Source organism: Photobacterium sp. DNB22_13_2 (assembly GCF_052873915.1).
On the sequence record NZ_JBNNXU010000004.1, the window covers coordinates 125,433 to 138,498 of the forward strand.

Genomic DNA, 13,066 nt, shown 5'->3' on the forward strand with positions numbered 1-13,066 from the left:
ACCAGAGAAATAGGACATTTGTCCAAAACGGCCAAACTCTTTTTATTCTGTGATTTTCGGCGACTTTTTGAGTTTTAATGTTCTGCTTCGCAGTAAAGCGTTTAAACATTTGCCATACTTTTTCTTGCTCCAACGCTTATCACGGAAGAAACAGGACTTACAATATGAAAGACGAAACACTCTCGATACACTTTGGTTACGAAACCTGCCCGACAACCAAATCAGTAGCTACCCCCATTTACCAAACTGTGGCCTATGAGTTTGATGATGCCCAGCATGGTGCTGACCTCTTTAATCTAGCAGTGCCAGGTAATATTTATACCCGCATCATGAACCCAACCAATGATGTTTTGGAAAAGCGTATGGCGGCACTTGAAGGAGGTATTGCAGGGCTTGCCGTCAGCGCTGGTAGCGCGGCTATCAACTATGCAGTTCAAACCCTAGCCGAAGCCGGTGATAACATTATTTCCACGCCGCAGCTCTATGGCGGTACTTATACCTTATTTGCCCATATGTTGCCGAAACAAGGGATTGAAGTTCGGTTCGCCCCTGATGATAAGCCTGAGAGCTTAGCCGCTTTGATTGATGAGAATACCAAGGCGGTATATTGCGAGAGTATTGGCAACCCGGCGGGAAATATTATCGACTTAGAAAAAATTGCCGAGCTTGCCCACCAGCAAGGTGTACCAGTGATCGTCGATAACACCGTAGCAACCCCAGCCCTATGCAAACCTATCGAGTTCGGTGCCGATATCGTAGTCCACTCTCTGACCAAGTATGTTGGCGGCCATGGAACGACCTTAGGCGGAATGATCGTTGATTCCGGTAAATTCCCTTGGGCCAAATTCAAAGATCGTTTCCCGGTATTTAACCAGCCTGAAGCGTCGTATCACGGTGTTGTCTACACTGAAGCTTTTGGTGAAGCAGCCTTTATTGGCCGCGCTCGAACTGTGCCACTGCGTAATACAGGCTCGGCTTTATCACCAATGAATGCCTTTATGCTCCTGCAAGGGTTAGAAACCCTACCTCTACGCATGGAGCGCCATACCGAGAACGCGCTTAAAGTCGCAGAGTTCCTAAAACAACACGACAAAGTGAGCTGGGTAAGTTATGCCGGATTATCGGATTCGCCTTACTACCCGCTGGCAGAAAAATACATGAAAGGTAAACCTTCTGCCATTCTGTCATTTGGCCTGAAAGATGGCTATGAAGCTGGCGTGCGTTTCTACGACGGCCTGAAAATATTCAAACGCTTAGTAAATATCGGCGATGCTAAGTCACTAGCATGCCACCCGGCATCAACCACCCACCGACAGCTCGATGAAAGTGAACAGGCTCAGGCCGGTGTTAGTCCAGAAATGATCCGTCTCTCTGTGGGTATTGAACACATCGACGATATCATCGAGGATTTAGAGCAAGCACTAAGTGCATAAAACAGTTCTATACCATTTCAGTTAGGTCATTAATAAGGCTAAGTAATGCAATTTCAGCTTATTTGCATATTTAGCCTTATCCATTTTTCTATAAAGAGCCTCTAAACTTTCAAAGCCATGCCTTGTCTACAAGCTTAAAAATTATTAGTGAAACTACATCTTGAAGTCGCTTGGGTATATCATATTTACAAGAGATTCGATTATGTGGAAAGCAACTTGCAGAATTCAGTAGGTACCAATGACACCCAACCCATTATAAAAATAGCCACCTTTAATTTGTGTAACTACCTCGCCCCGCCCGATGCCTTTTATGACTTCGAAAATATCTACTCGCAAGAACAATGGGATAAGAAACAGACTTGGGTTCTAAACTACTTAACTGAGAACCAACCCGATGTTATTGGCTTTCAGGAAGTCTTCTCTGCTAAATCATTGAAAGCACTAACCCAGAGTGCTGGTTACCCTTATTTCGGCGTTATAGATTCGCCGAACATTGAAGGAGACTACATTTATGATAGCCCGGTTGTTGCCATTGCTTCGCGCTTCCCCATTACAAGCATTCAAGCCGTCATAGAAGAGCCACACCTCAATGCCCCTCTTATGCTCAGTAATGGCTTTGAATTTAGCCGCAAACCATTAAGAGCTACGATTCAACTGCCACAAATAGGCCCGTGTGACTGTTATGTGGTTCACTTCAAATCAAAAAGATCCATTTCCGACGAAGGTTTCTCTCAGCAAAATACTCCTGACGTTTCTGATTATCAAAAAGCCGTTGAAGTTTTACGATCGGAAATGCTAGGCCAATGGGCCTCAACCAACCAAAGAAGCGCCGAGGCTGCGCATCTGATCAATGCTATCTGGTCACGTAAAACCGAATCGGGATATCCAGTTATGCTAATGGGTGACTTTAATGATGAATTAGAGACCAGTGTTTTACACCACTTGTTATCTGATGGTGCTCGGCAAATAAAAGATAACCTTTCACGATCAATTTCACAGCGCTACCGTCTACAACACAGTTGGCAACTGTTCCAATTAAGCCTCTGCCACCGTGAGAATATCGACTACGATCAGAATGGTTCCGTGGATGATATTGCTGACCTTGTCCCCCCAGTCACAACAAAGCACCCAGCTCCGAATACCTTCTATTTCGGCGCAAAAGGCATGGTACTCGATTACATTTTGCTAAGTGGAGAGTTTGATCCAAGCTTCAGTGAAAGTATGGCGGAAGTCTATGACTACCACCTTTATGACCGCCACCTCACCAACTCCTCTTATGATATCGATAGCCACAGCACTGATCATGCCATTGTGATGATCACGCTTCGCATCCGCCAATAGCGATGAATATCAAACCGGTTTAAAGCTGCGCATTTCGTTCAACCAGGCTACAGATTGTAAGATACCCCTCACAATGCAATGCAAATTAATACATTCAACAAGCAATAAAGTGATCAATACTGCAAAAAAAGAAACGATAAACCTTTAGTATTACGCCACTTTATTCATAAAAATCATAAGTTAACATGAAAAAACATTTTTTAGCCACAACCATTCTTTTCGCATTGAGCGGCCACACTTTTGCTGCTGATGGCGATATTGTTGATGTCACTATCCTAGGTACGTCTGACATCCACGGACATTTTATGGCATGGGACTATGCCAGCGATAAAGCTAACACCCGAGGCAGTCTTAGCCAGATTGCCACTAAGGTTAAAGAAGTGCGCGGCCAAAACGGCAATGTCATCTTGGTTGATGCCGGCGATACCATCCAAGGCAATTTTGTAGAAACTTTTAAGGATGAACCTGTTGATCCGATGATGCTCGGCTTCAATGAAATGAGCTATGACGTGTGGGTTCTGGGTAACCATGAATTCGACTTTGGCCTTAAAGTACTCAACCGCTCGCTAACCCAATTTGAGGGAACGTCACTGGGCGGTAATATCAAGCGACCAGATGGCAACCCGTTCCTTCCAGCCCATACCATCATAGAAAGACAAGGCATTAAAATTGGTGTGATTGGCATGGATACCCCAATGACACAAGTATTTGCCGAAGGCACTAACCGCCTAGAAGGTGTTCACTTCACTAACCCGTCACTAGAAGTGAAAAAAGTTATCAAGCAGATTGACGACAAGGTCGATGCCATCGTTCTTGTTGCCCATATGGGTTTGGATAACGAAAATAACATCGAAGCCACGGGTGTGACCGATATCGCTAACGACAACCCTGAGCTAGATGCCATTGTGGCTGGTCACATGCATACCCGCATCGACAAAGCGGTTGTAAATGGCGTTATTATCACTGAGCCAGACAAATATGGCCGCGCCCTTTCTCGCATTGACCTTCAATTCGAAGAAAAAAATGGTCAGTTTACGCTGGTGAATAAAGACAGCTTCACATACAAAATTAACGGCATTAATTCTGATGACAAGATGGATGAGCTGTACTCCCCTTACCATAAAAGACTCCGAGAGCAAGCTAACCGTGTCGTTGCCGAACTAACGGGTGTTGACCTTGTGCCTGAGAACGAAATTAAAGGGATCCCACAGGTACATATCCAAGACACAGGGATCAGCACCCTGTTCCAAGAAGCCAGCATGCACTACGCGCCTAAGGCGAATGTTATTGCACTTCAAATCGACAATGACAAAGCTCAGCTTGATGTCGGTACAATCAAAGCCAAAGACATCGCTTACAACTACCAATATGCGGGTGGTGAAATCACTGTTTATGAAATGACAGGTAAAGAGCTGAAAACCTACATGGAATGGTCAGCAGGCTACTTTAACAGCGTAACGCCAGGTGATGTAACTTACAGCTTCAACCCAGAGCGTCGTGCATCCAAGTACTCTACCAATGACTTTTTCGCTGGTGTTACCTACACCATCGATCTGACCCAACCTCAGGGAAAGCGTATCACTGCCCTTCAATTTGCTGATGGTACTCCTGTTACAGACACAACTCCGATCCGCTTGGGTATGAATAGCTATCGAATGGGCCACCTAACGAAAGCTGGCGGCGTGTTGGAAGGACAATCATTCCCAGTACTATCCGATACTGAAGAAGAATACGGCGAAGAAGCCGGCACTATTCGTAACCTGACTATTCGCTACCTAACAGAAGTTAAACATGGACAGTACGAAGGCAAGCCTATGCACCGCTGGACGCTATCCGGACTAGAAGGCTATGAAAAAGAACGAGATATTGTCAAAACACTGATCAACGAGGGCAAAATTTCCGTCCCAACCAGTGACGACGGTCGCTACACCAATGTCGCTTCTATCAATGTCAAAGCGCTAATGTTTGACTCTGAAAAGAAAGCAAACGCCTTTATCAAGGCTCAAAAGAAATTGCTTAAAGATGACTTAACAGCACATCACGCACAAGAGATTGAGCGTAATATCATTATTGCTAAGGCACTAAATAACGTTTAACGCTTCCGCTCCCGAAAATATCAAGCCCCTCCATAGCAAGGGGCTTTAACTTCCTGTGGACATATCACCCCAATACCACTAAATTTGACAGACCATTGATATGCCACTGTATGAACTAAGATTAAATCTAAGAAATCTTTGCAATACTGCGAAGCAGAAACAGGTGCAGATGATTATGCCAGATACGCAATCTTGCGAACACCTCTGGCAAAACTCAAAGCTACGCTTAACTTAAGGTAACCAATATTCCCTATATGTCTATGTCAGAACACCAACAACCAGATGCCCCTTCTCGTGATACATTGGCGATTCTGTTATTTGAAGGTTTTGATTTACTTCAAGTCTCAGCGGCTATTTCACTATTTAACGCTTTACCAGAAAAGTTCGACATTCTGCTGGTTTCTGATAACGGTGAAATGATGACTAGCCAGCAAGGTATCTCACTCAATGCCGATTTAAGCTACCAGGCATTACTGGCTTATGACATCCTCTATGTGCCTGGCGGAAGTGGGGTCGAGAAGTACATCAAAAATGAACAAGCGCTAGAATGGCTGGCAAAACAAAATCGCCATGACACTCTGCTTTGCTCATCATGCCTTGGTTCGGCCTTGTTGGCACAGGCAGGGCTGCTGAAAGACCATGCGGCAACAACGAACAAACAACATTATCACTGGGTTACGCAATATGGGACGCAGGTTAACTGGGTACCAGTCGCACGCTGGACTCAAGATCAGCGCGTGTTTACCTCATCAGGCCAGACTGCATGCTTAGATATGTTCATTGCTGTGGTGAAAACCTACATCAGTGAAGAAACAGCCAGAAAGCTTGCTATTACAATGGAATACCTTTGGATCAATGATTCTAAAGACGACCCATTCGCACCACTTCACATTGTAGAATAAATGATAAACTCAACAACCTTCTTGCCACATCACATGGCAATTTGCGTCTTTCGCAGCTTGCAGCATTTCGATCAAAGGTGTAGCCCGAGTATGAAGACCTACCACTGGCTCTATATCTAGATCCGCCACATCATCGACATCAACCGCATCTGCATCTGAAGCTTGTTCTTCTAACTGACGAAGGCGATTTACCTCAGTGGTAAGCCTAGATAGCGCATCATCAATGTCTTTCGGATCCAGTGCACCCGGAATGTTTTCGCAATACCCCATGAATTTCAGTAACTGCTTAGCAATATCACCAAACATCACAACATTACCATGCACCTTGCACTTAAAAGTCACTAGCATTATTCCTTCCTCCTTTTATCTCGTCGAGCATAAAGATAGCCTGCAAACCCACCAGATATCGCTCCGAATAAATGGCTCTCATAGCTGATCCACTCACGGGTAGGTAAAAACCCCCAAATCATCGAGCCATAGAAAAACATAACCAAAATAGCAATCGCGATAGATTTCACACTGCGATACATAATGGCGTACATCAATAAATAAGCCCACAAGCCATAAATGATGCCGCTCAAACCAATATGATAATGCATCCGACCAAAAAACCAGACGCCTAACCCACTGCCCACCCAGCTAATCATAAAGATGGCAATTAAGCGCGCAACTCCCGTTCGGGAAACAAGAAAGGCTAATACAGAAAAAGAGAGGATATTGCTGATCAGGTGGCCCCATGACCCATGGAGAAATGGATAGGCAACAATTCCAGTAAACCCATTAAAGTGACGAGGTAACAAGCCAAAGTCAGAAAGATAGCCCGCAGTAATTGCGTTGAAGATATGGATAATCGTGATTAACACCACAACAGTCGCAATAAACTTTATAGAGTCTCTATCTTTCTGATCCAGCTTCATGTTTTACAACCATTAAATATGATCTACCGTAAAAAACATACTACCAAAATGACTGCCTTGATTTGTAATCAATATCAACCTTTTTGCGCTGACGCTTACCCGCAATATGGAAATTTTTACCAAATAGAAGTCTAATTTGATTTAAAGTCTCACTGGCTAACAAACGACGCTCAGAACTATGCCAACAACGATTTGTTGTCAATTTTACTGCAGCGATGGCATCTGGCGAACCATTGATAATTGACTGGCACAAAGCATTCGCACGTACCATAGGCTCTTCTACCACTTCGCTGACTAGGTTAAGCGCATTAGCTTCTTCAGCTTCCAAGATTTCACCGGTCATCGTCAAGCGCATTGCCACATCTTTCGGCACCACTTCACGAAGTGACAGCAAACCGGCCATATCAGGCATCAACCCCCAGCGTATCTCCATGATCGAGAGTTCAGCACCCGGTGAAGCGATACGAAAATCAGCGCCCAAAACTATCTGCATTCCCCCACCCCAGCATTTACCTTCTAATACTGCAATCACAGGGCAAGGTATTTTACGCCAATTTCGGGATACTCGCTGTGCCATATTCGCATTGCCTGGTAACCATTTAGCCAGTAACGAGATTGCATTCGAACGAGATGTCACGACACTTTTCACGTCAAGCCCACTACTGAAATTGCCACCAGCCCCACGAATAATGACGGCTCGAATATCCTTTCGCTTTCGAAGATCACGGCTCACTTTGTCAAGCTCGCGAAATAGCGGCATATCCAACGCGTTACACTTATCTGGCCGATTAAGCACAACAGTGACAACGCCGTTTTCTTCTTCAACTAGCAATCTTGTCCATGACATAAGCACTCCTTTATGTGGTCTGTCCAGTTACACCATGAACATTAACACAAATTCAACAAAGCACCTCATTGAGTGTTCAGCTTTGTGGCTGGCACAAAACCTTTTTTCTCCGCAAGTAGCCGCCACTCAGACGCCGTCGAAGATGAAATAGGCTCAATGGTATCCACACTTGCTGCTACATCGCCGCCGGTACACTTCGTCCCTGTTAGCTCTATCGTTGCCTTGAATAAAGGGTATGTATGACTGCCAGAGATACACCAATCTTCAGCCATCTCACCGCCTTTACTATCACAAACGTCGGCGATAAACCTATGGAAGTCTTCAATTGACCCTTTACCTTCATCCAAACACCATAAACGCTGGTAATGAATGTAGCCATCACGCGGATGATAAACCTTTCCGGGGATCAGTGAAGTAAAGTCCCAACCACCACCTCTAGTCGCGTTAACATATTGGGCCGAAAGACTGGCAATATCTTTTCTTTCATCAACGGTGGGCTTTGAATAACGCTGGCCACTACAGGCACTCACCAGCAAACAACAAATGAGTACCACACCTGTTTTCCCCATATCCACACCTTCTCTTACCTAACATTACCGACTTAATAGACATCATGCTTTTAAATCAACGTTGAAGCGTTAATTGTCAGTGGGTTACGCTTTTCATTTATTCATTAAGCATAGTGAGGATTTGCATTTACCTCTATCTCATTTACTACCACTGAGTATGTTCAAACTAAGCACCCCTTCAATATAACAATTCGCATTAAATCGCCATAATCTCGCCAGTAAGCAATTACACTTCGCTAAGCTATGCTTAAATGAATTGAATCAGTGTAATGTGAGTCAGATATGTACTTAGAGCCTCATTCAAGATTGTTAATAGCAGACACTACAGAAGTGCTGGATGCTTTTCTAGACAATGGGCTACACAAGGAATATGAGATTTATTGTCAATTTCCATTTAGTTTACATATTCAGAAAAAACTAACGAACATTTCACCTATTTCGGTCGAATTTAACGATGGATTCATTATTAATGAAGATACATTATAAACTTTCAATGCTTCTATATCTAAGGTAGTTATAGGTAGTAGTATGGTTAAGCACTTAATTATAATATTTTTTTTCTGTACTAGCGTTGGTTGTACCAAAGATGTAGTCACTGATTATAACTCTGCGGTTAATTACAATAGTTATACAACCTACGAATTTGCACCCTTCTCGACCACACAAGCGACAACCTTAGATGGCAGCAGAATTGAAGATGCTATTACCACCCAGCTTTATACTAAAGGCCTCACTAACGTAAATGAAAATGGTGACTTATTAGTTAGACACTCTATTATTGAGCAAAGTGATTTTCAAACTTACGGTACAACATTTGGTTTTGGGTATAGACATAGGAGTGCTGGTATTGCTTATTCAACACCAACCCAAATAAGGGAATACCGATACGGTAAAATAGTTGTAGAGCTTATCGATGTTAAAAAAAATAATGTCGTCTGGCGATCTACTTCCCAACGTCGCCTAACCGAGACGATGACTCCCTCATCACGGAAAACCTTCATTGATACTCAAATCAATGAAATGTTTAAAGAATACCCACCCCATTAAGATTCTTATCTGAGTGAAATCAGACCGGTATTGAGATGTATTCATACAAAAAAGCCTGATGCTAATCAGGCTTTTTATATAGGTGTGTGACAGAGATTACTTTTCGCGACGCTTCTTCACATCGCCAGCTAGCTGTCGAAGTACCTTCTCGGTGTCACCGAAACCGATACACGCATCAGTAATACTCTGGCCATAGGTTGGCTCTTGGCCTTCAACGATATCCTGACGACCTTCAACAAGGTGGCTTTCAATCATTACACCGAAGATAGCTTTATTGCCTGCTGCAATCTGGCTGCCAACATCTTCAGAAACCAATAATTGACGCTGGTACTGTTTAAGGCTGTTTGCGTGACTGAAGTCAATCATCACTTTTTGACGCAGACCGGCTTTTTCAAGCTGTTCTGTGATGCCATTCACGTGTTCCTGGCTGTAGTTTGGCTCTTTACCACCACGTAGAATGATGTGGCAATCTTCGTTACCGGCAGTCGAAACAATCGCAGAATGACCATATTTAGTAACTGATAGGAAATGGTGAGGCGCGCTTGACGAGCCTATTGCATCAGTTGCAATCTTGATGTTGCCATCAGTACCGTTCTTGAAACCTACTGGACATGAAAGGCCTGATGACAGCTCACGGTGAACCTGAGATTCAGTCGTACGAGCACCAATTGCCCCCCAGCTAATAAGATCACCCATGTACTGTGGTGTGATCATATCTAGGAATTCACCTGCTGTCGGTACGCCCATATCGGTCAAGTCTAACAGCAGCTTACGGCCGATACGTAGACCATCATTTAGCTGGAAGCTGTTATCCATGTATGGGTCGTTAATAAGCCCTTTCCAGCCTACCGTTGTACGTGGCTTTTCAAAGTAAACACGCATAACAACTTCAAGTTCGCCTTTCAGCTCTTCACGAAGTGCTTTTAGCTTCTGGCCATATTCCAGTGCCGCTTTTGTATCGTGGATAGAACAAGGTCCAACAATGACCAACAAACGGTCATCTTCGTCATTAAGGATTTTATGAATCGATTGGCGAGCTTGATATACCGTTTCAGACGCATTTTCAGTTGCAGGGAAACGTTCCAGTACTGCAACTGGAGGGAGAAGTTCTTTAATTTCGCGAATACGAACATCATCGGTTTTATGCATTGTTACTTCCTAATTTACGCACTTGCCAACTGTAAACTTAAGATTACATACTTTGTTGACAGTATATTCCAAATCCAATTGACTTTAACTTATCTGTCTTTTATGTGCAGTGCAAACGCTAATTGGCCAATTTGGTGATTTTTTTTCAGATCGGTTGCTATTTAATCAACATGATGCGTAATAGGGATAATTTCACAGTTATATGCCTATAATCAGTTCATCTCTTTGAATTCCACATTACAAAGCAATAACATAGACTCATAAACACCTTCTCTTTGGAGCGGTCTGGATGACCAAAGAAACTGTTATTTCGTTTCAGAACATCAATAAGTGGTATGGAGATTTCCAGGCACTAAAGAACATCAACTTGACCATTCCCCGCGGGGAAAAGCTCGTCATATGCGGCCCCTCTGGTTCAGGGAAATCTACCTTGATCAGGTGTATCAACGGTCTTGAGCAATTCAATAAAGGGCAACTTGAGGTCGCCGGTCACCCTCTTAATCCGCAACATCTCAAGCGTATTCGTGGTCAGGTGGGTATGGTTTTTCAGCATTTCAATTTATTTCCCCATATGACGGTACGTGAGAACCTCACCCTTGCACCCCGACGTACCCGGAAAATGAGTAAGCAAGAGGCTGATCAGTTGGCAATGGAGTACCTGAAACGTGTGCACATTGCTCATCAAGCAGATAAATATCCTTCACAGCTATCCGGTGGACAACAACAGCGCGTGGCTATCGCCCGTTCACTGTGCATGAAGCCTGATATTCTGCTGTTTGATGAACCTACATCAGCACTCGACCCAGAGATGATCCGCGAAGTACTGGATGTCATGACCGAACTAGCCGATGAAGGCATGACTATGATCTGTGTGACCCACGAAATGGGTTTTGCGCGAAAAGTGGCCGATCGTGTGGTATTTATGGATGAAGGTGAAATTGTAGAGGTTGCCCCACCAGCACAATTATTTGATGCGCCTAAACATCCGAGAACTCAACTTTTCCTTGAGCAGATCTTAAGTTATTAGGGACTTAACTATGGTTCATAATGTTGTTGGTTCATCACGGTGGTTTCACGTTATGGGCCGTATTTCCAAACCTTTTTTTTCGGGGTTATTGCAAGTTGGCCTAGTGGCTTTCTTCTTGATGTGGTTACTCGATACCGGGGCGGATGCGATGAACTACCGCTGGCAATGGTATCGTATTCCGCAATACCTCTGGTTTATTGAAGACGGGCAATGGTTCCCTGCAGAGTTATTAGAAGGGCTAAAGGTCACTTTGAACATCTCTGTCGTTAGTTTATTTTTCACACTAGTCATTGGCTTGGTGACAGCATTACTTCGCCTGTCCGATTCCATAGTTGGGCGTGGTATTGCCAGGAGCTATATAGAACTAATTCGAAATACTCCCTTATTGGTTCAAATTTACTTGTTGTATTTCGTTTTCGGCCCAGTACTTGGACTCGAGAGGTTTACGACAGCGGTATTGGCACTATCTCTTTTCCAAGGCGCTTACACAGCAGAAATTTTCCGAGCCGGATTAACCAATATCGATAAAGGACAGTTCGAAGCGAGTGATAGCCTAGGTTTATCCACTATAGATAGCTATCGTTTTGTTATCTTACCGCAAGTGATTAAGCGTATATTGCCACCGCTGACCAATGAAGCGGTTTCTCTTGTCAAAAATTCTTCTATCGTCAGTGTAATGGCCATATTCGACCTTACAACCGAAGGGCGAAATATCGTCGCGGATACCGCTATGCCTTTCGAAGTTTGGTTTACTGTTGCAGGTATTTACCTTGTTGTCACCCTGACACTATCGGGCCTGGCAGCTTGGCTTGCTCATCGGCTCAACACACCATCACATTAAGCCAATGATTCACTGATAGAATACAAGTAAAACAACACAAAAAAAGCAATCATCAACAGTATATCTGTACAAGGAGAAAGGAAGCATGAAACGATTACTATCAGCATTTATTGCTGTTATGGCACTGACAATGGCCACCGTTTCGACAGCCGCTGATAAAAGTGCGCTTGTTGAAATTAAAGAACGCGGAACACTTCGGGTGGGGCTGTCGACATTCGTCCCATGGGCGATGAGAGACAAGCAAGGCGAACTCGTTGGTTTTGAGGTCGATGTTGCCCGCCGCTTGGCAAAAGATGCTGGACTTAAACTTGAGTTTATCCCAACAGCTTGGGATGGCATTATCCCTGCGTTGCTAGCGGGTAAATTCGACGTTATTATCGGTGGCTTATCTATTACACCAGAGCGCAACATGAGCGTGCTTTTTACCAGCCCATACGCACACTCTGGTGTTCAGCTTGCCGCCCACAAAGATCTTGCCGCAGATAAATCAAGTTTTGAAGACTACAACAAACGCAGTGTTACCCTAGCCGTACGCCGCGGGGCTTTTACCGTACAAACAGCGAAAAAGTACTTCCCAAAAGCAAAACTACGCCAGTTTGATGATGAAGCACAGGCCTTTCAAGAAGTATTGAATGGTAACGCCCACGCCGCTCTCGCCTCATCGCCTAAACCAGAGCACATGGCAATTCAGTACAGTGACAAGCTGTATATTCCTTTTAATGAGCGTTTGAGCCGTGGTTCTGAAGCTTTTGCTATCCGGCACGGTGAATTTGATTTGCTTAATTTCTTCAACAACTGGATTTTACTACGTACCGAAGACGGCTGGTTGAAAGAGCGTCATGATTACTGGTTCACTACCCTAGATTGGGAAGACCAGATCGCACAAGGACAATAAGT

The 13,066-nt window shown here is 44.0% G+C and carries 13 protein-coding genes; 8 read left to right on the forward strand and 5 right to left on the reverse strand.

The annotated features are described in order from the left end of the window. Positions 1-164: 164 nt before the first annotated feature. The 4 genes from ACVA58_RS08060 (at position 165) to ACVA58_RS08075 (ending at position 5,772) form a co-directional block, all read left to right on the forward strand. Positions 165-1,433, forward strand: coding sequence for an O-acetylhomoserine aminocarboxypropyltransferase/cysteine synthase family protein (locus ACVA58_RS08060; RefSeq protein ID WP_446509923.1), 1,269 nt, complete (start codon positions 165-167; stop codon positions 1,431-1,433). A gap of 216 nt (positions 1,434-1,649) precedes the next feature. Next, positions 1,650-2,774 carry an endonuclease/exonuclease/phosphatase family protein gene (locus ACVA58_RS08065; protein ID WP_446509924.1) on the forward strand — a complete coding sequence of 375 codons (1,125 nt, stop codon included), beginning with the start codon at positions 1,650-1,652 and terminating at the stop codon, positions 2,772-2,774. A 185-nt stretch (positions 2,775-2,959) separates the two neighbouring features. Then, positions 2,960-4,870, forward strand: a complete 1,911-nt coding sequence (locus ACVA58_RS08070) for a bifunctional metallophosphatase/5'-nucleotidase (RefSeq protein ID WP_446509925.1) — start codon at positions 2,960-2,962, stop codon at positions 4,868-4,870. Positions 4,871-5,124: 254 nt separating this feature from the next. After that, positions 5,125-5,772 carry a DJ-1/PfpI family protein gene (locus tag ACVA58_RS08075; RefSeq protein ID WP_446509926.1) on the forward strand — a complete coding sequence of 216 codons (648 nt, stop codon included), beginning with the start codon at positions 5,125-5,127 and terminating at the stop codon, positions 5,770-5,772. A 9-nt stretch (positions 5,773-5,781) separates the two neighbouring features. Here the strand turns inward: ACVA58_RS08075 and ACVA58_RS08080 are convergent, their stop codons facing one another. The 4 genes from ACVA58_RS08080 to ACVA58_RS08095 all read right to left on the reverse strand — a co-directional run bounded on the left by ACVA58_RS08080 (position 5,782) and on the right by ACVA58_RS08095 (position 8,105). Then, the gene (locus ACVA58_RS08080) at positions 5,782-6,120 is read right to left on the reverse strand and encodes a DUF1840 domain-containing protein (RefSeq protein WP_446509927.1); all 339 of its coding nucleotides are present in this window, start codon (positions 6,118-6,120) and stop codon (positions 5,782-5,784) included. After that, positions 6,120-6,689 (reverse strand): rhomboid family intramembrane serine protease, encoded by a 570-nt coding sequence (locus ACVA58_RS08085; RefSeq protein WP_446509928.1) that lies wholly within the window; start codon positions 6,687-6,689, stop codon positions 6,120-6,122. The genes ACVA58_RS08080 and ACVA58_RS08085 overlap by 1 nt, the downstream gene beginning before the upstream one ends. 40 nt (positions 6,690-6,729) lie before the next feature. After that, on the reverse strand, positions 6,730-7,536 hold the full coding sequence (locus ACVA58_RS08090; protein WP_446509929.1) for a crotonase/enoyl-CoA hydratase family protein: 807 nt from the start codon (positions 7,534-7,536) through the stop codon (positions 6,730-6,732). 65 nt (positions 7,537-7,601) lie between these two features. Continuing rightward, a complete protein-coding gene (locus tag ACVA58_RS08095; protein ID WP_446509930.1) occupies positions 7,602-8,105 on the reverse strand; it encodes a hypothetical protein in 504 nt (167 codons plus the stop codon). 528 nt (positions 8,106-8,633) lie between these two features. Here ACVA58_RS08095 and ACVA58_RS08100 point away from each other — a divergent pair. After that, positions 8,634-9,152, forward strand: a complete 519-nt coding sequence (locus ACVA58_RS08100; RefSeq protein WP_446509931.1) for a DUF4136 domain-containing protein — start codon at positions 8,634-8,636, stop codon at positions 9,150-9,152. Positions 9,153-9,248: 96 nt separating this feature from the next. On the opposite strand, the gene aroG is transcribed toward ACVA58_RS08100, so the two are convergent. Then, complete coding sequence (gene aroG / locus ACVA58_RS08105) at positions 9,249-10,301, reverse strand: 3-deoxy-7-phosphoheptulonate synthase AroG (protein ID WP_446509932.1); 1,053 nt, start codon at positions 10,299-10,301, stop codon at positions 9,249-9,251. Between the two features lie 289 nt (positions 10,302-10,590). On the opposite strand from aroG, the gene ACVA58_RS08110 reads away from it, so the two are divergent. The 3 genes from ACVA58_RS08110 (at position 10,591) to ACVA58_RS08120 (ending at position 13,064) form a co-directional block, all read left to right on the forward strand. Beyond that, entirely contained in the window at positions 10,591-11,328 is a 738-nt protein-coding gene (locus tag ACVA58_RS08110) for an amino acid ABC transporter ATP-binding protein (RefSeq protein ID WP_446509933.1), read from the forward strand. Between the two features lie 10 nt (positions 11,329-11,338). After that, positions 11,339-12,169: an amino acid ABC transporter permease gene (locus ACVA58_RS08115; RefSeq protein ID WP_446509934.1), complete on the forward strand. Its 831-nt coding sequence runs from the start codon at positions 11,339-11,341 to the stop codon at positions 12,167-12,169. A gap of 118 nt (positions 12,170-12,287) precedes the next feature. Further along, positions 12,288-13,064, forward strand: coding sequence for a transporter substrate-binding domain-containing protein (locus ACVA58_RS08120; RefSeq protein WP_446510145.1), 777 nt, complete (start codon positions 12,288-12,290; stop codon positions 13,062-13,064). Positions 13,065-13,066 lie beyond the last annotated feature (2 nt).

Excerpts from the sequence above, each read along its gene's own strand:
- ACVA58_RS08060 (WP_446509923.1), top strand. The coding sequence starts at position 165 with ATGAAAGACGAAACACTCTCGATACACTTTGGTTACGAAACCTGCCCG.
- ACVA58_RS08070 (WP_446509925.1), top strand. The coding sequence starts at position 2,960 with ATGAAAAAACATTTTTTAGCCACAACCATTCTTTTCGCATTGAGCGGC.
- ACVA58_RS08075 (WP_446509926.1), top strand. The coding sequence starts at position 5,125 with ATGTCTATGTCAGAACACCAACAACCAGATGCCCCTTCTCGTGATACA.
- ACVA58_RS08080 (WP_446509927.1), bottom strand. The coding sequence starts at position 6,120 with ATGCTAGTGACTTTTAAGTGCAAGGTGCATGGTAATGTTGTGATGTTT.
- ACVA58_RS08085 (WP_446509928.1), bottom strand. The coding sequence starts at position 6,689 with ATGAAGCTGGATCAGAAAGATAGAGACTCTATAAAGTTTATTGCGACT.
- ACVA58_RS08090 (WP_446509929.1), bottom strand. The coding sequence starts at position 7,536 with ATGTCATGGACAAGATTGCTAGTTGAAGAAGAAAACGGCGTTGTCACT.
- ACVA58_RS08095 (WP_446509930.1), bottom strand. The coding sequence starts at position 8,105 with ATGGGGAAAACAGGTGTGGTACTCATTTGTTGTTTGCTGGTGAGTGCC.
- ACVA58_RS08100 (WP_446509931.1), top strand. The coding sequence starts at position 8,634 with ATGGTTAAGCACTTAATTATAATATTTTTTTTCTGTACTAGCGTTGGT.
- aroG (WP_446509932.1), bottom strand. The coding sequence starts at position 10,301 with ATGCATAAAACCGATGATGTTCGTATTCGCGAAATTAAAGAACTTCTC.
- ACVA58_RS08110 (WP_446509933.1), top strand. The coding sequence starts at position 10,591 with ATGACCAAAGAAACTGTTATTTCGTTTCAGAACATCAATAAGTGGTAT.
- ACVA58_RS08115 (WP_446509934.1), top strand. The coding sequence starts at position 11,339 with ATGGTTCATAATGTTGTTGGTTCATCACGGTGGTTTCACGTTATGGGC.
- ACVA58_RS08120 (WP_446510145.1), top strand. The coding sequence starts at position 12,288 with ATGGCACTGACAATGGCCACCGTTTCGACAGCCGCTGATAAAAGTGCG.